The organism is Arthrobacter sp. YD4 (assembly GCF_030410515.1).
Classification (GTDB): Bacteria; Actinomycetota; Actinomycetes; order Actinomycetales; family Micrococcaceae; genus Arthrobacter.
Genome location: NZ_JAUHHD010000001.1, coordinates 475,595 through 497,043 on the forward strand (window position 1 = coordinate 475,595; position 21,449 = coordinate 497,043).

16 protein-coding genes and 1 pseudogene are annotated in these 21,449 nt (G+C 70.2%); 5 read left to right on the forward strand and 12 right to left on the reverse strand.

Going from position 1 to position 21,449, the window contains the following annotated elements:
- Positions 1–130: 130 nt before the first annotated feature.
- The 3 genes from QWJ39_RS02195 to QWJ39_RS02205 are packed head-to-tail and all read right to left on the reverse strand — an operon-like array spanning position 131 to position 3,372.
- Positions 131–1,231 carry a polyprenyl synthetase family protein gene (locus QWJ39_RS02195; protein WP_290256054.1) on the reverse strand — a complete coding sequence of 367 codons (1,101 nt, stop codon included), beginning with the start codon at positions 1,229–1,231 and terminating at the stop codon, positions 131–133.
- The gene (locus QWJ39_RS02200) at positions 1,228–2,568 is read right to left on the reverse strand and encodes a geranylgeranyl reductase family protein (RefSeq protein ID WP_290256055.1); all 1,341 of its coding nucleotides are present in this window, start codon (positions 2,566–2,568) and stop codon (positions 1,228–1,230) included. Before QWJ39_RS02200 ends, QWJ39_RS02195 begins: the two co-directional genes overlap by 4 nt.
- A 12-nt stretch (positions 2,569–2,580) precedes the next feature.
- The gene (locus QWJ39_RS02205) at positions 2,581–3,372 is read right to left on the reverse strand and encodes a demethylmenaquinone methyltransferase (protein WP_290256056.1); all 792 of its coding nucleotides are present in this window, start codon (positions 3,370–3,372) and stop codon (positions 2,581–2,583) included.
- An 86-nt stretch (positions 3,373–3,458) separates the two neighbouring features.
- Here QWJ39_RS02205 and QWJ39_RS02210 point away from each other — a divergent pair, with 86 nt between their 5' ends.
- From QWJ39_RS02210 to QWJ39_RS02225, 4 genes are all read left to right on the forward strand, one after another.
- Positions 3,459–4,778: an isochorismate synthase gene (locus QWJ39_RS02210; RefSeq protein ID WP_290256057.1), complete on the forward strand. Its 1,320-nt coding sequence runs from the start codon at positions 3,459–3,461 to the stop codon at positions 4,776–4,778.
- Positions 4,779–5,074: 296 nt separating this feature from the next.
- Positions 5,075–6,031: an ABC transporter substrate-binding protein gene (locus QWJ39_RS02215; RefSeq protein WP_290256058.1), complete on the forward strand. Its 957-nt coding sequence runs from the start codon at positions 5,075–5,077 to the stop codon at positions 6,029–6,031.
- Positions 6,032–6,057: 26 nt separating this feature from the next.
- The gene (locus tag QWJ39_RS02220) at positions 6,058–7,023 is read left to right on the forward strand and encodes an amino acid ABC transporter permease (protein WP_290256059.1); all 966 of its coding nucleotides are present in this window, start codon (positions 6,058–6,060) and stop codon (positions 7,021–7,023) included.
- Positions 7,020–7,796 carry an amino acid ABC transporter ATP-binding protein gene (locus QWJ39_RS02225; protein WP_290256060.1) on the forward strand — a complete coding sequence of 259 codons (777 nt, stop codon included), beginning with the start codon at positions 7,020–7,022 and terminating at the stop codon, positions 7,794–7,796. Before QWJ39_RS02220 ends, QWJ39_RS02225 begins: the two co-directional genes overlap by 4 nt.
- Before the next feature lie 86 nt (positions 7,797–7,882).
- Here the strand turns inward: QWJ39_RS02225 and QWJ39_RS02230 are convergent, their stop codons facing one another.
- From QWJ39_RS02230 to QWJ39_RS02250, 5 genes are all read right to left on the reverse strand, one after another.
- Positions 7,883–8,848 carry a type IV toxin-antitoxin system AbiEi family antitoxin domain-containing protein gene (locus tag QWJ39_RS02230; RefSeq protein WP_290256061.1) on the reverse strand — a complete coding sequence of 322 codons (966 nt, stop codon included), beginning with the start codon at positions 8,846–8,848 and terminating at the stop codon, positions 7,883–7,885.
- 160 nt (positions 8,849–9,008) lie between these two features.
- Positions 9,009–10,673 (reverse strand): 2-succinyl-5-enolpyruvyl-6-hydroxy-3-cyclohexene-1-carboxylic-acid synthase, encoded by a 1,665-nt coding sequence (gene menD / locus QWJ39_RS02235; protein ID WP_290256062.1) that lies wholly within the window; start codon positions 10,671–10,673, stop codon positions 9,009–9,011.
- 38 nt (positions 10,674–10,711) lie between these two features.
- Entirely contained in the window at positions 10,712–12,457 is a 1,746-nt protein-coding gene (gene argS / locus QWJ39_RS02240) for an arginine--tRNA ligase (protein WP_290256063.1), read from the reverse strand.
- 179 nt (positions 12,458–12,636) lie between these two features.
- Complete coding sequence (locus QWJ39_RS02245; RefSeq protein WP_290256064.1) at positions 12,637–14,709, reverse strand: PhoX family phosphatase; 2,073 nt, start codon at positions 14,707–14,709, stop codon at positions 12,637–12,639.
- Positions 14,710–14,841: 132 nt separating this feature from the next.
- Complete coding sequence (locus QWJ39_RS02250) at positions 14,842–15,870, reverse strand: o-succinylbenzoate synthase (RefSeq protein WP_290256065.1); 1,029 nt, start codon at positions 15,868–15,870, stop codon at positions 14,842–14,844.
- A gap of 97 nt (positions 15,871–15,967) precedes the next feature.
- Here QWJ39_RS02250 and QWJ39_RS02255 point away from each other — a divergent pair, with 97 nt between their 5' ends.
- Positions 15,968–16,891 carry a phosphatase PAP2 family protein gene (locus QWJ39_RS02255; RefSeq protein ID WP_290256066.1) on the forward strand — a complete coding sequence of 308 codons (924 nt, stop codon included), beginning with the start codon at positions 15,968–15,970 and terminating at the stop codon, positions 16,889–16,891.
- Here QWJ39_RS02255 and QWJ39_RS02260 read toward each other — a convergent pair.
- The 4 genes and pseudogenes from QWJ39_RS02260 to QWJ39_RS02275 form a co-directional block, all read right to left on the reverse strand.
- Positions 16,885–18,098: pseudogene (locus tag QWJ39_RS02260) on the reverse strand (MFS transporter). The gene QWJ39_RS02255 and the pseudogene QWJ39_RS02260 sit on opposite strands and share 7 nt — an antisense overlap.
- Positions 18,099–18,188: 90 nt before the next feature.
- Complete coding sequence (locus tag QWJ39_RS02265) at positions 18,189–18,923, reverse strand: GAF and ANTAR domain-containing protein (protein ID WP_290256067.1); 735 nt, start codon at positions 18,921–18,923, stop codon at positions 18,189–18,191.
- A gap of 16 nt (positions 18,924–18,939) precedes the next feature.
- Positions 18,940–20,304 (reverse strand): MinD/ParA family protein, encoded by a 1,365-nt coding sequence (locus QWJ39_RS02270; RefSeq protein WP_290256068.1) that lies wholly within the window; start codon positions 20,302–20,304, stop codon positions 18,940–18,942.
- Positions 20,305–20,568: 264 nt separating this feature from the next.
- Positions 20,569–21,384 carry an MBL fold metallo-hydrolase gene (locus QWJ39_RS02275; RefSeq protein WP_290256069.1) on the reverse strand — a complete coding sequence of 272 codons (816 nt, stop codon included), beginning with the start codon at positions 21,382–21,384 and terminating at the stop codon, positions 20,569–20,571.
- Positions 21,385–21,449: the final 65 nt, after the last annotated feature.

Genomic DNA, 21,449 nt, shown 5'->3' on the forward strand with positions numbered 1-21,449 from the left:
GTGAATCTGATGCGAACGGAGAAATGGCCCCGGTTCCGCACAACGGACGACTCGAACGTTGTGAGGACCGGGGCCATTCCGCGTCCAAAGGGATGCCGGCCCGGACAGGGGCCACGGCACCGCAAGGAACCTAGCTGCTGCGCTCCACCACGGCGTGCGCGAAGCTGGTCAGCGAATCCTTGACCACGCCCTCGGGCAGCGGTTCCAGGGCGGCGATCGCCTCGGCGGCCCACTCCCGCGCAACGGTCCATGACTGGGCGGTGACAGGGTGCTCGCGCAGCCCGGCGACGGCGGCAGCCAGCGCCTCATCGGAGCTCAGGTCCCCGTCAATCAGGGTCAGCAGGTCGACGGCGGAATGGTCGCCGTCGGCGGCGGCCTTGCGCAGCAGCAGCACGGGCAGCGTGGGCACGCCCTCGCGCAGGTCGGTGCCCGGGGACTTGCCGCTCTTGACCTTGACGCCGGTCACGTCGATCACGTCGTCGGCCAGCTGGAAGGCAACGCCCACCTTCTCGCCGTATTCGACCAGCAGGGCCTCGTAGGACTCGTCGGCCCCGGAGAAGATCGCTCCGAGCTGGCCCGAGGCGGCCACGAGGGAGCCGGTCTTGTCCGCGATCACGGACAGGTAGTGCTCCACCGGGTCCTCGTCGGGGCGCGGCCCGACGGTCTCGTGCAGCTGGCCCAGGCACAGCCGTTCGAAGGTGCGGGCCTGGATGCCCAGGGCCCGGGAGCCCAGCTCGGACACCAGGATCGAGGCGCGGGCGAAGATCAGGTCGCCGGTGAGGACGGCCACGGAGTTGCCCCAGACCTCGTGGGCGGTGGGGGCCCCGCGGCGGAACGGCGCGGAGTCCATCACGTCGTCGTGGTACAGCGTGGCCAGGTGCGTCAGTTCGACGACGACGGCGGCCTGCACCACGGCGGGCCGGGAGGCGTCCCCCAGGTGCGCGCAGAGCAGGGTGAGCAGCGGCCGGATGCGCTTGCCGCCGGCCTCCACCAGGTGGCGGGAGGTGGCGTCGGCCAGCGGGTCGGAGTTGGCGATCGCCTCGCGCAGCTTCTTCTCCACGCGGGCGAGGTTGGTGGTGATCGCGGGGCCCAGTTCGGCGTCGCCGGCGATCGCCGCAAACCCTGCCGGAAGCTGCAGCCCGGTGGCGATGGCGGTGGTGTTCAGGTCGGGCTCGGAGCCCTGCAGGCCGTGCCCGGCGTGCGTCCAGCTTTGGTCTGCGGAGTTGGTCACGGGTTAACCCTAACTTTTTGTTGCGGAAACCGCGGATTCGGGGCCGGAACGGTGCCGGTATTGGACGTCGCCGGGACCAGGGCCTCCAGGACCCGGATCATCCGGTCCTCGATGCCCCTGGCGGAGGGGTCGGTCAGGTTGGCCATCAGCCGGACCACGAACTTCATCAGCAGCGGCAGCGGCATGCCAGTCCGCAGCGCCAGCTTCATGACCGCCGGCTTGCCGATCACGGCGGCGAAGGCGCGGCCCAGGGTGAAGTGCGAGCCCCACTGGTCCCGGACGTAGCCGGCGTACCCGGACAGGTGCGCGTCGGCGTCGTTCCGGTCCCAGCCGGCCGCCGCGGACCGGGAGGCGGTGTCGATCAGGTATTCGGCGGCGAAGCGGGCGGACTCCATCGCGTAGGAGATGCCCTCGCCGTTGAACGGGGAGACCATGCCGCCGGCGTCACCGAGCAGCAGCAGGCCGGGAGCGTAGTGCGGGGTGCGGTTGAAGCCCATGGGCAACGCAGCACCGCGGATCTCGCCCACCTGGTTCTCCGGAGTGAAGCCCCACTCCGGCGGCATCCCGGCGGTCCACTCGCGCAGGACCTGCTTGTAGTCGAGCTTGCCGAATTCCTTGGAGGAGTTCAGGATGCCCAGGCCCACGTTGGAGGTGCCGTCACCGACGCCGAAGATCCAGCCGTAGCCGGGCAGCAGCTTGCCGTCGGCGCCGGGCAGTTCCAGCCAGCCCTCCATCCAGTCGTCCTCGTGGCGGGGGCTGGTGAAGTAGGTGCGCACGGCCACGCCGAGGGGGCGGTCGTCGCGTTTGCGCAGGCCCAGGGACACGGCGGTGCGGGTGGAGTTGCCGTCGGCGGCGAGGACGACGTCGGCGGTGAAGTCCCGGGTCTCCCCCGTCTTCCGGCCGGCGTCATCGAGCAGCGCGGCGCGGACGCCGGTGACCCGGCCGTCGTCGTCGCGGAGTGCTTCGGTGACGCTGTGGCGTTCGAGCACGACGGCGCCCGCGGACTGGGCGTGCCGGGCGAGCTCCTCGTCGAAGCCCAGCCGGGTCCGGATCAGGCCGTACTGCGGGAAGTCGGAGACCTCGGGCCAGGGCAGTTCGATGGTGCGGCCGCCCGCGATCAGCCGCAGGCCCTTGTTCCGCCGCCAGCCCTCGGTTTCGGGGTGCGGCAGGCCGAGCTTCTGGATTTCCCGCACCGCGCGGGGCGTGAGGCCGTCGCCGCAGACCTTCTCGCGCGGGAAGCTGGTCTTCTCCAGCACCGTAACCTCGAGGCCGGCCTGCGCCAGGTAGTACGCGGCGGTGGATCCGGCGGGACCCGCGCCGACGATCAGTACTTTCACGGCATCGCCGGGCTAGCGCCCGGGCCGGGTGATGTTGCGCCGCAGCTTCGCGACCGGGCCGGCGTGGTTGGCCAGGGCCTGCGCACCGGCGGCGGGGCCGTCCGCCGGACCGGCCGGCTTCTGCGCCCGGTGCACGGCAACGATGCCGCCACTGAGGTTGCGGTAGCTGACGGACTCCCAGCCTGCTTCCTGCAGCCAGGCGGCCAGGTGGTCCTGGTCCGGCCAGGCGCGGATGGATTCGGCGAGGTAGACGTAGGCGTCCGGGTTGGAGGAGACCTTGACGGCGATCGCGGGCAGCGCGCGCATCAGGTACTCGGTGTACATGGTCCGCCAGAGCGGCACCACGGGCTGGGAGAACTCGGCGATGACCAGCCGGCCGCCGGGTTTGGTGACCCGGAGCATCTCGGCGAGGGCCTTCTTGGGCTCGTTGACGTTGCGCAGGCCGAAGGAGATGGTGCTCGCGTCGAAGGTGTTGTCGGCGAACGGCAGCCGGGTGGCGTCGCCGGCGATGAAGTCGATGTCCGGGCGGCGGCGTTTGCCCACCTTCAGCATGCCCAGGGAGAAGTCGCAGGCGACGACGTCGACGCCGGCGTCCGCGTACGGCTCGCTGGAGGTGCCGGTTCCCGCGGCCAGGTCCAGCACCCGCTGGCCGGCCTTCACATCCATGGCTTCGACGACGATCCGGCGCCAGCGCCGGGTCTGTCCCATCGACAGCACATCGTTGACGACGTCGTATTTAGGCGCGACGTCATCAAACATCGTGGCTACTTCGTCCGGACGCTTATCCAAGGATGCTCGGTTCACCCCGTCATTGTCTCAAAACTTCCACCCTCCCCCTAACCGCCGGACCGGGCAGAGGGCGGGACACGCGGGAGTAGTGTTGTCTCATCATGACGAGCGCGCCCGGCACCAGACATATCAGGACCCTGACAGTCCCCCTCGATGCTGATTCGTTCCCCGGGGGGCTGCCGTCATTTCTGGTCCGTGACGACGTGCTCTGCTGGACCCGCCGCGAGGCCGGACTGGTGGGCTTCGGGGAGGTGGACCGGTTCACGGCCACGGGTCCGGAGCGGTTCCTGGAGGCCGACATCTGGTGGCGCCACCTGGTCCTCGAGGCCGACGTCACCGACGCGGTGGAGTGCCCCGGCACCGGCCCGGTGGCCTTCGGCTCCTTTGCCTTCTCTAAGGTTTCCGCGCACGAATCCCGGCTGATCATCCCCGAGGTCGTGGTGGGGCTGCGCGACGGGACGGCCTGGCTGACCCAGATCACCGCCGACGACGTCGATCTCACCGAGGCGGGCGCGCACGCCGCCCTGAACCGCTGGCTGGACACCGCGCCGGAGCGGACGCCGCAGGGCGACCGTGAGGCCAAGCTCAGCACCGGGGCGCTCAGCGAGACGGACTGGATGGCCGCCGTCGCCGCAGGCGTCGCCGAAATCCGCACCGGGGCACTGGAGAAGCTGGTGCTGGCCCGGGATATCGTGGCCACTTTGCCCGACGGCGTGCACGCGGCCGCCATCCTCCGCGAACTGGCCGTCCGGTACCGCGAGTGCTGGACCTACGGCGTGGACGGGCTGGTGGGATCCACCCCCGAGATGCTGATCCAGGTGGAGGGCCGCACCGCCCAGGCCCGCGTGCTGGCCGGGACCCTGGACCGGCGGGACGCCGACGGGATCGAGGGCAGCCCGCTGGACTTCGCCGAACGGGTCCTGGCCGGGTCCGAGAAGCAGCGCCACGAGCACGACATCGCCATCGCGTCGCTGACCACCCAGCTGGCGCCGTTCTCCGAGGCCATGAACGCCCACAGCGAGCCCTTCATCCTCGAACTGCCCAACGTCTGGCACCTGGCTTCTGACGTGAAGGCCGAACTGACCGAGGTGGAGGGCCACGTCCCCACCTGCCTGGCGCTGATCAATGCCTTGCACCCCACCGCGGCCGTCTGCGGCACCCCCACCACGGTGGCCGGGGCGCTCATCCGCAAGCTCGAGCACCTGGACCGCGGCCCGTACGCCGGCCCGGTGGGCTGGCTGGACGCGGCCGGCAACGGCGAATGGGGTATCGCCCTGCGCGGCGCGGTGGTCGAAGGCCCGGACACGGTCCGGCTCTACGCCGGCTGCGGCGTGGTGGAGGGCTCGGTCCCCGAAATGGAGCTGGCCGAGACCTGGGCGAAATTCCGGCCGATGCTGGAATCCCTCGGCATCGAGAGCTGAGCCCCGGTTCTTAGAGCGCACGCGGGCCTAGCCGCTGGCGGCGGGAAGCCGGCGCACCGGCGCCGTGCAGGGGAGGCCGGCGCACCGCCGTCGTATCCCTGGCTCACCAGGCGGCCGTCCGCCGCGACACCGGAATCCGGGATTCCAGACATCTGCCCGGCGGTAATGGTTGCAAAAGCGTTCACTATAGTTATCCAATAGTGAAACTTAGTTTTCTGTGACGTACATCTCTTGTTCGGCGATACACTATGAACCGATTTAGTTCCCGGCTCCCCTGCAACAAAAGGTAAGAAAAAATGCAGATCTCCCGTTCGCTCCTGAGCGCCTCCACGCTCAAGGCCGCCACCGTCCTTGCCGTCGGTGCTCTGGCACTGTCCGCCTGCACCAACGCCTCCGAGACCGGGTCCGGCGCCGGCAGCCCCGCAGCCTCCGGCGCGACGAAGGCCAGCTTCGACCCCACGACCGTGCAGAAGGACGATTCCCTGGCCGCCATGGTCCCCGCGGCCATCAAGTCCAAGGGCACCCTGACCATCGGCGCCGACACCAGCTACGCCCCGGCCGAATTCCTCGGCCCGGACGGCCAGACCCCGGTGGGCTACGACGTCGACATCGCCAAGGCGATCGGCGCGACCCTGGGCCTCAAGGTCCAGGTCCAGACCGCGGAATTCACCGGCATCCTCCCGGCGCTCGGCCCGAAGTACGACCTGGGCATCTCCTCCTTCACCATCAACAAGGAGCGCCTCGGCGCGGTGAACATGGTCAGCTACTTCAACGCCGGCACCGCCTGGGCAGTGAAGAAGGGCAACCCGAAGAGCTTCTCGCTCGATGACGTCTGCGGCAAGGCCATCGGCGTCCAGACCGGCACCGTGCAGGAAGACCCGGACCTCGCCGACCGCAACAAGAAGTGCACCGCCGAGGGCAAGAAGCCGATCGAAATCGTGACGCTGAAGAACCAGACCGACGTCACCACCCGCCTGGTCAACGGCAGCATCGACGCGATGGCCGCCGATTCCCCGATCATCGGCTACGCCCTCACCCAGACCAACGGCCAGCTCGAGAAGCTCGGCGACGTCTACGACGCCGCTCCGCAGGGCATCGCCGTCGCCAAGTCGGACACGGCCCTCGCGGACCTCGTCCAGAAGACCATGACCAAGCTGATCGCTGACGGGTCCTACAAGAAGATCCTCGAGGGCTGGGGCAACGCCGAAGGCGCCATCACCAAGTCCGAGCTCAACCCGGCGGCGTCGTCTTGAGCCTAACCGGCCACTCGGATGCTGCAATGAAGGACCGGAATGAGGAAGCACCGGTACTGAACAAGTCGGTACCGGTGCGCCACCCCGGCCGCTGGATCAGCGCCATCATCATCGGTGGCGCCCTGGTCCTGCTGCTGCAGAGCCTCGTGACCAACCCCAACTTCCGCTGGGACGTCGTCGCCACCTACATCCTGGACGTCAAGGTGGTCCAGGGCGTGGGCTGGACCCTGCTCCTGACCGTCACCTCGATGGTCCTGGCGATTGTCCTGGCCATCCTGTTGGCGGTCATGCGGCAGTCCGACAACCCGGTGCTGCGCTACACCAGCTGGCTCTGGGTCTGGTTCTTCCGCGGCACCCCGGTCTACACCCAGCTGGTGTTCTGGGGCCTGGTCACCGTGCTCTACCCGGCCATCACCCTGGGCATCCCGTTCGGTCCGGAGCTGTTCAGCTACGCGCTCTCGGATCCCAGCAAGGGCCTGATCCCCGCGATCCTGGGCCTGGGCCTGAACGAGTCCGCGTACCTGGCCGAGATCTTCCGGGCCGGCCTGAAGTCCGTGGACCGGGGCCAGACCGAGGCCGCCGAGGCGCTCGGCATGTCCAAGGGCAAGATTATGTGGCGGATCATCCTGCCGCAGGCCATGCGGATCATCGTCCCGCCCACGGGCAACGAGACCATCGGCATGCTCAAGACCACCTCTCTGGTCCTGGCCGTGCCGTTCACCCTGGACCTGACCTTCGCCACCAACGCCCTAGCCAACCGGATCTACCTGCCGATCCCGCTGCTGATCGTCGCGGCGTTCTGGTACCTGCTGGTCACCAGCATCCTGATGGTGGGCCAGCACTACCTTGAGGCGTACTACGGCAAGGGCGTGGACAACCTGGCACCCGCCGCGGTGAATCCCGCCGCCGCCAAGGCCGCCGCGGCCGGCACCCCCGGCGCCGACGCCCAGCGGTCACTGAAAACGGACTTCCCCGAGGAGAGTGCCCGATGACGGCCATCGCCGAGAAGCCACTGGTCGAAATCCAGGGGCTGCACAAGTACTACGGCCACCACCATGTGCTGCGCGGCATCGACCTGACCGTCAACCAGGGCGAGGTCTCCGTGGTGATCGGTCCGTCCGGCTCCGGCAAGTCCACCATGCTCCGCTGCGTGAACCTGCTGGAAACCATCAGCGCCGGCAGGATCTCGGTCGGCGGATCGCTGATCGGCTACCGCGAGGTCAACGGCCGCTTGCACGATTTGAAGGCCAAGGAGATCGCCGCCCAGCGCCGCGAGATCGGCATGGTCTTCCAGCGCTTCAACCTGTTCCCACACAAGACGGCACTGCAGAACGTGATGGAGGCTCCGGTCCAGGTCAAGGGCCAGCCGAAGGACGTCGCCAAGAAGCGGGCACTGGAGCTGCTGGACCGCGTCGGCCTGGCCGACCGCTCCGGGCACTACCCCTCGCAGCTTTCCGGCGGGCAGCAGCAGCGTGTGGCGATCGCCCGGGCGCTGGCCATGGATCCGGAGCTGATGCTCTTCGACGAGCCCACCTCGGCGCTGGACCCCGAGCTGGTGGGCGACGTGCTGAACGTGATGAAGGACCTCGCCAAGTCCGGCATGACCATGATCGTGGTGACCCACGAGATCGGTTTCGCCCGGGAGGTCGGTGACCGGCTGACGTTCATGGACGGCGGCGTCGTCGTCGAATCCGGCGACCCGCGCGAGGTGCTGTCCAACCCGCAGCACGCCCGCACCAAGGAGTTCCTGAGCCGGGTGCTCTAGGGTCCGGATCTCTTCCTGTCGACGCGCAAATGCCCTGTCGCTGCCGATATTCCGGTAGCAGCAGGGCATTTGCGCGTCGTAGGGACTTATTCGGGTCGCCGACGGGCGGACCGAGCACGACGGCGGGGAACGCCTGCCGCCGACAGCGCACTCTCCAGCCGCGCGGGTGACATCAGGTCCTGCCACACCCACCGCACCACGGAGAAACCGGCGGCCCGCATCCGGTCTTCCCTCCGTTTCTCGTCGACCACGGCCTGCGAGGCTGTGCGGCCCTTCAAATATTCAGGCTTCATGTACTTCACGACCCCGTCGAACTCACCCGCAACCCGGCCCTCGGCCCAGAAGTAGTCAGAGAAGCTCACCCGCCCGGAGCGGTCCCGGATCTCGTACTGCAGCGCCGGAGCCTCGAAGCCGGCAGCCCACATCAGGGCCCGCCCATAGGACTCCCCCGCCGAACCGGACCTCGGATCTCCGAACTCCACGGCAGCCCGGATCCGTTGGGCCGCGGCGGCCGTGTAGTTCCCTTCGACGGCGAAAAGCAGTTCTTCCTTCGAAACCGGCGCCAGCCCGCGGGTGGTGTCCGCCTTCAGGATGTGGTCTACGGGCACAACCGCCTGGGTGAACGGGGTGTAGGCCGCAAGATCCAGAACGGTTCGGATCCGCCCCGTCACCAGCAGCCCGTCCCGTTCCACGACGTCGAGGCCGGCGAAGCGCGCGTAGTGCCGCTTCACCCCGGCGCGGGACCGTCCGCCGTCGTTCTTCAGCGTCAAGGCGTATATGGGCCGCCCGTAGCCAATCGTGGGAATGCCCCAGACGGATGCTGCCGAGTGCCGGGCAAACACGGTCGGCGCCACGAAGGTCTCCGCCGCCGCACTCACGCCCAGCCGGTACTTCTCCCACTCGGACAGGGCCGCCCATGCTGGTCCGTCGACGTAAACGCCGTGCCTGATCCGTGTGAGGGCACCTGCCCGGCAGCGTGCAGCCAGTTGCTTAGGGGTCAGTCCAAGCTGCAAATGTTCACGGGCAAGAACCAGTCTGGGGAGTTCGCTCATGATCCGAGGGTGACTCGTTAGTGCCGCTCGTGGTTTCCGGGGTAGGCACTATGTGGACAGTTCGCGGCGGCCCGGTCCCATCGACCCGCAAAATACCCTGCGCACAGGGTATTCCGCGGGCGCAGGGTCATTTGCGCGTCGCCAGGCGGGCAGCGCGGAGCTACCCGCCGAGGGTGCCGGCGACGGCGGCGGCCACCGCGGTGCGGATGCTGCCGTGCAGGGCCCGCAGGCGCCGCCGGTCGGTCCGGACCTCGATGATGCTCCGGCCCTCCACCGGTTCGGCCAGGGCCGCGGCGAGCTCCGCCGTCGTGGTCACGGCCCTGTGCGGCACGCCGTAGGCCGTGGCGAGGGCGGACAGGTCAACTGTGTGCGGGGTGCCGAAGAGGCGTTCGACGGCGGTGCCGTAGCGGCCGGACTGGTCGATTCCGCCGTGTTCCAGCAGCCCGAAGATCGCGCCGCCGGCGTCGTTGAGGACCACGATCCGCAGCGCCGGGTCCGTCTCCCCCGCCCCGAGGAACAGGCCCCCGGCGTCGTGCAGGAACGTCACGTCGCCCAGCAGGACGGTGGTTTCCTGCCGCCCACCGACCGCGACGCCGGTGGCGGTGGCCAGGGTGCCGTCGATCCCGGCGAGGCCGCGGTTGGCGAAGACGGTGGCCTGCGGTTCCTGCGGCGGGACACCGGCAAGGTCCACGTCGCGTATGCCGTTGGAGGAGCCCAGCACCAGCTGCCCGGAGGTGTGCTCCCAGACCTGGGCGCCGACGGCGGGACCGGTGGCCTCGGCATTGCCGGCGAGAACGGAGTCCAGGGCGTGCTGTGCGGCAGCCCCGGCCAGCACCCAGGCGTCCAGCCAGGCGGCGGGTCCGCGGCCGGCGAACTCGGCCAGGTCCGCGAGGGTTTCCAACGGCAGCTCGGTCCGGCGGCCGGGTTCGTACCAGGCCACGGGCACCGGCTGGTACAGGGCGGAGGGGACGTCGGCGCGGGCCAGCAACGCCGAGACCGGCCGGGACAGGGTGGGCCGGCCGAAGAGGACCACGCGTTCGATGGGCTGGGCCGCGTCCGGGCCGAAGTGCTCCAGCAGCAGCCGGTAGGGGCCAACGGCGTTGGGACCGAACCGGGCGTTGGAGGACGGTTCGGCAAGCAGCGGCAGTCCGTGGGCGCGGGCGAACGCCTCGGCGACGGGGCCGGCGTCGTGCCCGGCGAGGACCACGGTGCGCCGCTCCGGCAGGGCGGCGTCGGCGGCGGGGAAGTCCAGCGCGAGCGGGGTCCGCGGGGCGTGGTGGACCCGGCGGGCGGCGGGGTCGCCCATGCTTTCCCCCTCGGCGGGGACCAGCGGGTCCCGGAAGGCCAGGTTCAGCTGCACGGGGCCGGGCGGGATGTCCTCGAAGGCTCCGGTGGCGGCGCTGAGCGCGGTCTCCACCGCGCGGACCGGGTTGTCCCCGGCGGCCACGTCGACGGCGAAGCGGACGTGCTCGCCGAACAGGTCCGGCTGGATGGTGGTCTGGTTCGCGCCGGTGCCGCGCAGTTCGTCGGGCCGGTCGGCGGAGAGGACCACCAGTGGCACGGCGGCGTGGTTGGCCTCCATGACGGCCGGCAGCAGGTTGCCGACGGCGGTCCCTGAGGTGGTGAGGACGGCGGCGGGGGCGCCGGTGGCGAGGGCCAGGCCCAGGGCGGTGAAGCCGGCGTCGCGTTCGTCGATCCGGACCAGCAGTTCAACGCGGCCGGCGGTGTCCGCCTCGGCCAGCGCGTACGCCATGGGCGCGGACCGGGAGCCGGGAGCGACGACGACGTAGCGGACGCCGGCCCCGAGCAGGGCGGCAACGGCCATCCGCGCGCTCTCGACTGCGCCCAGTCCCCCGCCCTGGCTCACATGTTCTCCGGCGTCTCGATACCCAGCAGGTCCAGGCCCGCGCTCAGCCGGCGCAGCACCAGCCCGCAGAGGGCCAGCCGGGATTCCCGCACGCTGTCCTCGGCCTTGAGCACCGGGCACTGGTCGTAGAAGGAGGTGAACAGCTGTGCGAGCTCGAACAGGTAGGCGCAGAGCCGGTGCGGTTCGAGCAGCTCGGCGACCTTCCGCAGCGTGGCGTCGTACTCGAGCAGGTGCAGGGCCAGGGCCCGTTCGGCGGGTTCGACGACGGCGATGGTGGCCGCCGGGGCGGTCCCGGCCGCGGCCTCGTGCTGCTCCAGCGCCCCGGCCTTGCGGAGGATGGAGCGGATCCGGGCGGCGGCGTACTGGACGTAGGGGCCGGTGTTCCCGCTGAGGGCCAGCATCCGGTCGAAGTCGAAGACATACTCGGTGTCGTGGCCGGTGGAGAGGTCTGCGTACTTGACCGCCCCGATGCCCACCTGGCGGGCAGTGACGGCGCGCTCCTCATCGCTGAGTTCGGGCCGGTTGGCGTCGATGACGGCGCGGGCCCGGTCCACGGCCTCCTGCAGCAGCGCCATCAGCTTGACCGGGTTACCGGCGCGGGACTTGAGGATCTTGCCGTCCTCGCCCAGGACGTTGCCGATCTGGACGTGGGTGGCCTCGACGGTGTCCGGCAGCCAGCCGGCGTCGCGGGCGGTGGCCATGACCATGCGCAGGTGCACGTTCTGCGGGGCTCCGACGACGTAGAGCACCCGGTCCGCCTGCAGCTCGCGGACCCGGTAGCGGATGGTGGCCAGATCGGTGGTGCCGTAACCGTAGCCGCCGTCGGACTTGCGGATGATCAGCGGCAGCGGATCGCCCTCGCGGCCGGTGAAGCCGGCCGGGAAGGTGCAGAGCGCGCCCTCGCTGATCCGGGCGATGCCGCGTTCCTCGAGCTCCTGGCACAGCTGTGCCAGATGCGCGTCGTAGGAGCTTTCGCCGGCGATGTGGTCGTCGGTGAGGCTGATGCCCAGCATGGCGTAGATGGCGTTGAAGTAGCGCTTGGACTGGGCCACCAGGCGTTCCCAGACGGCGAAAGTTTCCGGGTCCCCGCCCTGCAGGGCCACCACGCGCAGGCGCGCGCGGGTGGCGAAGCCGTCCGGTTCCTCGGTGGACGCGTCGAATTTGGCCCGCGCAGCCTGGTAGAAGGCGCTGGGGTCATCGACCAGCAGGGCGGCCTCGGGTGAGTCCTCGCCCACCTCCAGCCAGTGTTCGATCAGCATGCCGAACGGGGTGCCCCAGTCGCCGATGTGGTTCTGGCGGATCACGGTGTGGCCGAGGGCCTCCATGACCCGGACCAGGCTGTCGCCCACCACCGTTGTCCGCAGGTGGCCGACGTGCATTTCCTTGGCGACGTTCGGGGAGGAGTAGTCGACGACGACGCGGTGCAGCGGGCCGTGCCCGTCGCCCCCGGCGGCCTGTGCGGTGGGGGCGTTGAGCAGCTCCTCGATCCAGGTTCCGTCGAAGGTGAGGTTAATGAAGCCGGGGCCGGAGATCTCGACCAGGCTGCAGACCCCGTCCAGGTCCAGCGCGTCGACGATCCGGGCGGCGGCGTCCCGGGGCGGCAGTCCGACCTTCCGGGCCAGGGCCAGGGCGGCGTTGATCTGGATGTCCGCGAACTGCGAGGGGCGGATCACCGGGTCCGTTCCGCGGAACTCGTCGCCGAACGCGGTGGCAATCGCTGCCTGGACTCTGGGGACAACCATTTCGGCCGGATTATTCACACTGTTCAAATTATCAGTTCCGCCCCGCGCCAGACGCTCCCTCACATCCGGCCCTATCAGCTGCAACGCCCCCTCACATCCGGACCCGCGGGAACCGGACGTGAGGGAGGGTCCACCGGAATAGAGCCGGACGTGAGGGAGCGTCGGCAGTAGCGGAGGGGCTAGTTGCCGCCGCGGAAGACCTGGACCACCGACGGGCGGGGAATCCGGGCCTGGCCGGGCTTCGGCGCTGCGCCGGCAGGCACGTAGTCGGGGAAGGCGGAGTGCTGGTTCGCGAAGGTGCCCTCCTCGCCCGGGTGCTGGACGGCGACGAAGACGCGGCGTTCGTCGTCGTGGATGACCGGCCCGCAGGTCTCGGCGTCCCGGGGCACCGCGAGGAATTGCTCCACCCGGCCGCGCTCGGGGCCGTCGAGGGTGACCTTGAACAGGCCGTCGGCGTAGCCGGTGCTGGAGGGGGCGCCGTCGGTGGAGATCCACAGGTTGCCGACCGAGTCGAAGGCCACGTTGTCCGGGCAGGAGATCGGTGAGACCTGGCTGGCCGGGAAGCCGGCGAAGTAAGCAGACGGGTTCCTGGCGGGATCACCGCAGACCATCAGCAGGTTCCACGTGAAGGTGGTCGAGGCCTGGTCCCCGGTCTCGGAGATCTCGACGATGTGCCCGTCCCGGTTGATGGCGCGGGGGTTGACCTCGGTGGGGCCTTCCTTGCCGGCCTTTCCGCGGTCCGTGTTGTTCGTGCAGACCACGTAGACCTTGCCCGTGTGCAGGCTCGGCTGGACGTCCTCGCAGCGGTCCATCTTCGTGGGGCCCACCTTGTCCGCGGCGAGCCGGGTGTAGACGAGGACCTCTTCCACGCTCATCCCGGGGACCTTGGACTGGCCGCCCACCACCAGCGGCAGCCATTCACCGGCGCCGTCGAAGGCGCCGTCGGCCGGCAGGGCCCCGGAGCCGTCGATCTCCGCCGCGGGCGAGTCGCCGGAGAACCGGGCGACGTAGAGGTCACCCTCGGTCAGCAGGGTCATGTTGTGCGCCCGGTCCCCCTCGCGGTAGGTGTCCCGGGAGACGAACTTGTACAGGTAGTCGAAGCGTTCGTCGTCGCCCATGTAGGCGACGACGTGGCCCGAGGCGGCGACGATGACGTTGGCCCCTTCGTGCTTGAAGCGGCCCATCGCGGAGTGCTTGCGCGGCGTCGACGTCGGGTCCAGCGGGTCCACCTCGACGATCCAGCCGAAGCGGTTGGCCTCGTTCCCGAACCCGGGGTTGCGGGTGTCGAAGCGCGGGTCGTCGAGTTCCCACTGGCGGGCCGTGGGCTTGTTGGTCAGGCCGTAGCGCTTGTCCGCCGCGGACGTTCCCGCGGCGACGAAGTAGCCGTTGAAGTTCTCCTCGCCGGAGAGGATGGTCCCCCACGGGGTGGTGCCGCCGGAGCAGTTGCCCAGGGTTCCCCTGATGGTCCGTCCGGCGGGGTCGGCGGCGGTGCGGACCAGGGCGGAGCCGGCGGCGGGACCGGTCAATGTGTACGCCGTGTCGGTCAGGAAGCGGCGGTTCCGGGGCGCGCCCTTGACGTAGGTCCAGGGTTTCGTGGTGTTCTGGCGCTCGAGTTCGACGACGGTGAGGCCGTGGGCGGCGCGGCCGATCGCGCGGGCCTCGGCGGGGTCGAAACCGGCGGGGAGCATGATGTTTTCGTTGGTGTACTCGTGGTTGGTGAAGAGCACGGCCCGGCGGTTCTTGGCGTCGATGGGCAGGATGTCCGTGTAGTCGTTGTTATAGCCAAACTGTCGGGCCTGGGCCGCGGCGCTTTGGTGGTCCACGTCGAAGTCCGGCGCGTCGGCGAAGAGCGGATCACCCCAGCGGATCACCGGCTGCCAGGTGAACCCGGCTGGGACGGTGAGGGCATCGACGGCGGCGTCCACCGGGGCGATGGCGGTGAATTGGAGTTTCGAGGGCCCGAAGCCTGCCTTCGCGGCGCCGGCCAGACTGGCACCGTTGCCCTCCGTGCCGGTGAGGGCGGCGTTGCCGAAGACGACGGCGAGCGCGCCGGCGGCCCCGAGCCCGAGGGCGGAGCGGCGGGACAGGGTGGCGGAGGCGATGTCGCGGAAGTAGGCGTTGGAGCTGGTGTTGCAGACTTCGCCGGAGCACGCGTTGTCGCACTTCAGGGCGCAGGTGACGGGGCTTCGCTTGCCCTTGGTGTGGCCGAGCATCGGCAGCAGCGGGAAGGGGCGTCCGGGACGTTCAGGCATGGCGGACCTTTCGAGAGGGTGGGGTGCGGTACCGCCCACCCTGTCACCGGGACGCGACGTCCCGGCGGCCCGGCAGTGAAATTCCGGTGAACTTCCCCAATGAAAGCTGGGAGCCTACCGAATGCTGGGAGCCTACCGGGCGCGGGTCAATTCCCCGTGCACCCGGCGGACGCGGTCCAGCCACCAGTCGCGGCGCTCCGGGGACGCGGCGTGCTCCTCCAGCAGGGCCGGGTCGGCGGCCACGTCGCGGAGGGCGATCGCGCCGTCGTCGGGCACCAGGGAGTCCCGGGCGACGTCGGCGGCCAGCAGCGAGACGGTGCCCAGGCCGCAGGCGTAGGGAAGCTCGGGGAGGCTGGCGGCGAGCGCCAGTCCCGCGCGGATGCCTACGGAGGTGTCCAGGGCGGAGCTGACGACGGCGGGGAGCCCCGCGGCGGCGACGATCTCGAGGGCGCGGCGCACTCCCCCGAGCGGGGCCACCTTCACCACGATCAGGTCCGCGGCACCGGCCCGGGCAACCTTGAGCGGGTCCTCTTCCTTCCGCACGCTCTCGTCGGCGGCGATCGGCACCGGCACGCCCGCGGCCCGGAGCCGGCGGCGCACCTCGGCGAGGCCGGCGATATCGGGGACGGGCTGCTCGGCGTACTCGAGGCCGACGCCGGCGAGCCGGGTCAAGGCGGCCACGGCGGCGTCGACGTCCCAGCCGCCGTTGGCGTCGACCCGGACCGCGGCCTCCGGCAGGGCATCCCGCACGGCGGCGACCCGGGCGGCGTCGTCCTCGAGCGTCTGCCCGGCCTCCGCGACCTTGATCTTGACGGCGTCCACGCGGCCGAAGCGGGCCAGGATCTCCGGGACCCGCGCCGCGGGGATGGCCGGGACCGTGGCGTTGACCGGGATGCTGGTCCGCAGCGGCTCCGGGAAGCCGTGCCAGCCGGCTTCGATGGCGGCGGCGAGCCAGCGGGAGGACTCGGCGTCGCCGTACTCCGGGAACGGGGAGAACTCGGCCCAGCCGGCCGGTCCGTGGAGCAGCAGGGCCTCACGGGTGGTGATCCCGCGGAACTTCACCCGCATGGGCAGGCTGACCACCCGGGCCGCGGCGAGGAGTTCGTCGAACCCGCCGGGGTTGAGCGGGAGCGGGGCGGGGTCCGGGGCGCTGGTGGGCATGGCTGTACTCTACCGGCGGCCACCACCCCGGGCCGTGCGTCACCGGGCACCTCCGCTCATCGGTCCAGCGGAGTCAAAGGGTTCTGTGGGACCCTGTATGACGATGAGTTTTCGGTACAGGAGCACCAGCCACGCGCTGACGGCTGCCCTCTTCGTCGTCGGCACGCTCGGTTGCGCGGTGGCCTTGGCGGCCACCTATCTGTTCTTCGTGCGCACCACCACCGGGCAGTTCATTGACGAGTCCGCCCTCGTGGAGGCGGTGCAGCTGTACGGCACCGCCGGAAAGGCGGCCACGCAGTTTCTCGACTGGCTGCCCGCGCTCTCCCTGCTGATCGCCACGCTGGTGGTCCTGGTGGTCACCGTGGTGAAGCGGCGCTGGGCGGCCGCGGGAATCGCCGTCGCCGCCGCCGTGGGCGCGAACCTGACCACCCAGCTGATCAAGAACCTGGTGCCGGACCGGCCCTACCGCGGGATCGAGACGCTGGAGCTGAATTCGCTGCCGTCCGGGCACACCACGCTGGCGGCGTCCGCCGCGGCCGCGGTGTTCCTGATGTCCTCGCCGCGTTGGCGGCCGCTTGCCGGGTTTCTCGGCGGCACCTTCGCCGTCGCCACCGGGGTCTCGACGCTGATCAACCAGTGGCACCGCCCGGCCGATGTCGTGGCCGCCTTCCTGGTGGTGGGCATGTTCACGCTGCCTGCCGGCTGGCTGGTGATGCGGACGGGTGCGAGGTGGAACGGCTGGGAGGGGTACAACCGGCACTGGGCCTCGGTGCGACTGTGGGTCGCCCTGCCGGTGCTCGCCGGGCTGGCCTCGGCGGTGGTGGCGGCCTACTCGCTGTTGAAGATCGCGCCCGGCCCGGGCCAGGAGGGCAGCACCACCAACTACTTCTGGGCGGGCACGGCGCTGATTGTCATCACCGGCTACCTCGCCACGGTGGCGGGCGTGTGGCTCTTCGGCCACGCCGCGCTCCGGCTGCGCCCGCGCCATCAGGGCACGCCGGGACGGCGGCCCGTTCAGTAGTTCCGGCGGTGCTTCGCCGGGGAATGGTGATGGCGAAGACGATGGCGGCGGCGAAGCCCAGCACGCCCGTGGACGCCACGCCGGCGCCGAGTGACGCCAGGGCAGTGACGCCGGAGAGCAGCACGGGGCCGCCGGTGGACCCGGCGTCGGCCAGGAACCGCCAGATCCCCAGAAACTGTCCGCGGCCGTTGTCGGGCGAGAAGTCGGCGCCCAGGGTCATGTTCAGCCCGGAACTGATGCCGTTGCCGAAGCCGATCAGCAGCGAGGCCAGCAGCAACCCGACGAACCCGGCGCTCAGGGGGATCAGCAGCATCGCGGTGCCCATGATGAGCGTGGACGGGATGGCCACCCACTGCCGGCCCTTGCGGTCCATGAGCTTGCCGGCCGGGTAGAACACCAGCATGTCGATCGCACCGGAGATGCCGTAGATCAGCGACGCCTGGGTCGCATCGAGGCCCAGATGCTCGGACCAAAGCGGGATCACCACCTGCCGGGAGGCCCGCAGCGCGCTGAGCAGCAGCACACCCATGCCCACGGTGAGGAAGACGCCGGCGTGCGAGGCCGCGACGCTGCGCATGGTGGCCGCCTGCACGGGAGCGCCGTCGACGTCCGCGGCAGGGGTTTCGAGATCGGGGATGGTCAGTGACAGGGCTGCCGCGGCGGCCATGCCTACGACGCCGGCCCAGTACGCGGCGGGGATGCCGCCGAACTGCATGACGGCGGCACCAATGAACGGGCCGATGAAGATGCCGATCCGGTTCACGCCGCCCAGGCTCGACAGGGCGCGGGCGCGGAGGACCACCGGGACGGCCTCGGTGAGGTACTTCTGCCGGGCCAGGCTGAAGACGCTCGCCGCCATCCCGACCACCACCATCGACGCGGCCAGCAGCCAGAGTCCGTGCGGCGCGAACGGGGCCAGGGCGGCCCCGACGAGGGCGACGGCGCTGGCGGCAGCGGCGCCGACGATCGCCCAGCGTTCGCCGAAGCGGAGGGTGATCACAGACGCCGGCAGGTTGAAGAACCAGGAGCCCAACCCGATCAGCGTGACGATCAGCGCGGCGACGGCCACGGAGGCGCCGAGGTCGCGGGCGGAGAGGGCCACCACCGGCAAGATCGCCCCCTCGCCAAAGCTGAACAGCAGGGCCGGCCCGAACGCGGGAACGGCGATGCTGCGGAGGCTGAAGGGGGCGGTCTCTGTGCTGGTCATCCCCTTCATCCTAGGTCCGGGGCACCGGCCGGGAGGGTGTCCGGCGGTGTGTGACATCCGCCATGGAAGGTGTCCGGGCCCTCGGGCGCTTTACCCGTCGAAGTGGGTGTGGACCTCGTGGGAGGTGACGCTGCCGAGGATGTCAGCGGCGACAACGCGGAGTTTCTGGTTGCGGTTGCTGGAGACGCTGGTGAGGATCCGCATGGCCTCGTCCTGGGAGCAGCGGTTCTGCGCCATCACCACGCCGCAGGCCAGGTCGATGGTGGTGCGGTGTTCCATGGCGGCCTGCAGGTCCTCGGCCCGCCCCTGGGCGGTGCCGATCCGGACGGCCAGCCGCAGCGCCCGGCCGGCGATGTCGGCCAGCCCGGCGGCCTCGGAGACCACCTCGTCCGTGAAGACGCCGGTGGCGGGGGCGAAGAAGTTCAGGGCGGCGGTGGAGTCATCGCCGATTTCGAGGGGGACGCCCAGGCTGCTGCGGCAGCCGTGGGCTGCCAACTGCTTCTGGTACTCCGGCCAGCGCGGGTCCGTCACGACGTCGGCCAGCAAGATGACCTTCTTGGTCCGCAGCGCCTCGATGCAGGGTCCGTCGCCCAGGCTTTGCTCGATCTGGTCGAGGGCGACGGCGGTGCTGCTGGAGCCGGCCACGGTCATGGTTTTCCGACGCCGCTGCAGCGTGACGCCGCATTCGATGTCGGTGCCGGCGAAGTGGGTCAGCGTCGACGCAGCGAATTCCGAGAGGCCGTCCAGGAAATCCTCGACGGTTTCGGTTCCTGCAACAAGCTCCTGCAGGTGGGCGGTGGCGTCGTCCCCGACGTAGTTGCTCATGGCCTAAATGTAGCGGCTAAACGTACCCGTCCACGATTGCGGCCGCAATCTCCCGGTACGCACGGCGGGTCTCGGGGCGCAGCGCGTCCAGGGTGACCAGGTCGCCGTCGGCCACGCCGCGATCGTGCGGCACCGCGATCAGCTGCCGGCAGATACCGGAGAGGTGGTCCTCGATGGCGTCCTTGTCCACGCGGGAGGACACCTCGTCCTTGTCCGTGATGACCACGACGGCGTTGCGCGCCAGGTCCTCGTAGCCATGGTCGGCAAGCCAGTGCAGGGTACTGCGCGCCCGCTTGGCGCCGCTGACCGCGTAGCCGGCGGCGATGATGAGGTTGTCCGCGGACTGCAGGATCCCGCTCATGGCGTTGTGGGTGACACCGGTGCCGCAGTCCGTGAGGGCCACGGAGTAGTAGCCGGAGATCAGCTTGCGGATCCGCAGGTATTCCTCGGCGGTGAGCGAATCCGAAACTTCGGGATCCTGCTCGCCGGCGATCAGGTGCAGCCGGCCGGCGTGGTGCATGTAGCGGGCCAGGGCGGTCAGCGAATCGATCGAATCGACATTGCGGAGCAGGTCGCTGATGGTCCGCGGCGTCTGCTGCTGGTAGATGCCTTCGCCCAGCGCCCGCTCCACCAGGTCCCCGGAGTCCGGGTTGGCATCGATGGCACAGGGCGGATCGCCCCTGTATTCGGCCAGCGTCAGCCCGACGCCCACGGTGGTGGAGGTCTTACCGATGCCGCCCTTGAGGCTCAGCACGGCGGTGTTGTAGCTGCCCTGCAGCTGGCGGGAGATGCGGCGGGCAAGCTCGTCCTCCTCGCGCTGCTTGGCGCTGGGGCCCAGGTTCAGGCTGCCGCCGGTGAGCTTGTAGAGCGCACCCCGCACGCCGCCGACGGGCCGGGGCTTCTGTTCGCGGACAAACAGGCCCGGGGAACTGATGAAGTCCGGGGCGGGTTCGCTCAAGGCCGCGGCGCGCAGCCCGGCGCGGGTGGCCCGTGCGGGCGGCGGCGGGACGGTGCCGGATTCCCTGGCGGCTTCGGCGGGGTGGAGTTCGTCCGCCTCGTCCAGCTCTGCCGGTTCAGCGGCCGGGGCTGCCGACGACGGTGGCGCGACGGGCTGGCGGGGCGTGGCAGGTTGCTGGGCGGGCTGTTCGGGTGCGAGCCGCCGGAAGGACGGCTGGGCGGCGTCCGGCTGCTGGGCGGGCTGTTCCGGGGCGGGCCGCTGGGCGGCCGGGACCTGCCGGATCACGGGGTTGGTGCCGGTGGCGGGGTTGCCGAAGCGCTCGTCGGCGGCTTCGGCGGCCTGGGCCCAGGAGCTGCTCCGGACCGGCGCCGGGCGGGCCGGCGCGGTCGCGTCGTCGGAGGCGCGGGGGTTGATGACCGGCATGGTTCCTGTCCGGGCAGCGAAGTCGTCGTTATCGCCGCGACGAAGGTCGCGGCGGCGCCGGAGTTCAGGCTGTCCTGAGTTTTCAGCAGTGGCAGCTGAGTTGTCTTCCACCGGTTCGGGCATAAGTTGGTTTCTCCCCCAGGACCCGCAGCGGTGACCGTTGCGGCGCGTGTTGGAACTTCTTTCAAGGACCCAGTCTAGGTGCAGTAGTGCGCACCCTTATCTTCCGTCACTGCAGGACGGCCCAAACCGGCGCCGCGGAGGCTAGTGGTGGGCGCGGGTTTCCTGCAGCCGGCGTATGAACCAGCGCGACTGTTCGGGGCCGTAAGGCAGGATCGGGATGGCCTTGGTGGCGTCGTTGGGAGTCTCCCGGGTGGCCTGGGTAGCCTGCCGCACCGCGGTGCTCATGGTGTTCGCCATAGTCTTCACGAACTGGTCGCTGCAGGGTTCCCCGTGGCCCGGGATCAGGAACTCGTAGCGGTGCCGCAGGGCCGAGATGTGCCGCAGCGCGTCCGCCCATTCCTCGGGGTAGGAGTCCTCGAAGGACGGGTGGGCGCCCTGTTCCACCAGGTCGCCCGCGAAGAGGGTGGTGGACGTGCCCACCAGCAGGTCGCCGTCGGTGTGGCCGCGGCCCAGGAAGAACAGGGTGGCGCTTTGGCCGCCCAGATCCACCAGAACGGGCTGGTCCTTCACGATCGCGTTCGGCACCACCAGTTCCACGGCGCCGCCCTCGGCGGCCGCCATCTCCGGTTCAGCGGCCGCGACGAGCCGGCGCTGGGCGTCCCCGTTCTCCTCGATCTCGGCCGCGCAGTTCTCGTGCGCCCAGAACTCGGTCACGCCGTCGTCCGCGAACACGGCGTTGCCGAAGAAGTGGTCGTAGTGGGCGTGCGTGTTGACCACCACCAGCGGCAGGTCCGTCTTTTCACGGACGGCGTCCAGGATTTCACGGCCCTGCCGGGGCCCGCCGCCGGTATCGATCACCATGGCACGTTCGGTGCCCACAATCAGACCCGTGTTGAGCAGCGATCCTTCGGTGGTCAGAACGTAGTTGTCCTGGCCGACTTCGAGCCATCGTGACATGAAATCTCCGTAGTCCGACGCTTGGCCGGCGTGGTTGGTGCGATGTTCAGGGCTCGATTCTACCC

What these genes read in the sequence shown, in the direction of transcription:
- QWJ39_RS02210 (WP_290256057.1), top strand. Translation starts at nt 3,459, where the DNA reads ATGACGAGCGCGCCCGGCACCAGACATATCAGGACCCTGACAGTCCCC.
- QWJ39_RS02215 (WP_290256058.1), top strand. Translation starts at nt 5,075, where the DNA reads ATGCAGATCTCCCGTTCGCTCCTGAGCGCCTCCACGCTCAAGGCCGCC.
- QWJ39_RS02220 (WP_290256059.1), top strand. Translation starts at nt 6,058, where the DNA reads ATGAAGGACCGGAATGAGGAAGCACCGGTACTGAACAAGTCGGTACCG.
- QWJ39_RS02225 (WP_290256060.1), top strand. Translation starts at nt 7,020, where the DNA reads ATGACGGCCATCGCCGAGAAGCCACTGGTCGAAATCCAGGGGCTGCAC.
- QWJ39_RS02230 (WP_290256061.1), bottom strand. Translation starts at nt 8,848, where the DNA reads ATGAGCGAACTCCCCAGACTGGTTCTTGCCCGTGAACATTTGCAGCTT.
- menD (WP_290256062.1), bottom strand. Translation starts at nt 10,673, where the DNA reads ATGGCCGTTGCCGCCCTGCTCGGGGCCGGCGTCCGCTACGTCGTCGTC.
- argS (WP_290256063.1), bottom strand. Translation starts at nt 12,457, where the DNA reads ATGGTTGTCCCCAGAGTCCAGGCAGCGATTGCCACCGCGTTCGGCGAC.
- QWJ39_RS02245 (WP_290256064.1), bottom strand. Translation starts at nt 14,709, where the DNA reads ATGCCTGAACGTCCCGGACGCCCCTTCCCGCTGCTGCCGATGCTCGGC.
- QWJ39_RS02250 (WP_290256065.1), bottom strand. Translation starts at nt 15,870, where the DNA reads ATGCCCACCAGCGCCCCGGACCCCGCCCCGCTCCCGCTCAACCCCGGC.
- QWJ39_RS02255 (WP_290256066.1), top strand. Translation starts at nt 15,968, where the DNA reads ATGACGATGAGTTTTCGGTACAGGAGCACCAGCCACGCGCTGACGGCT.
- QWJ39_RS02265 (WP_290256067.1), bottom strand. Translation starts at nt 18,923, where the DNA reads ATGAGCAACTACGTCGGGGACGACGCCACCGCCCACCTGCAGGAGCTT.
- QWJ39_RS02270 (WP_290256068.1), bottom strand. Translation starts at nt 20,304, where the DNA reads ATGCCGGTCATCAACCCCCGCGCCTCCGACGACGCGACCGCGCCGGCC.
- QWJ39_RS02275 (WP_290256069.1), bottom strand. Translation starts at nt 21,384, where the DNA reads ATGTCACGATGGCTCGAAGTCGGCCAGGACAACTACGTTCTGACCACC.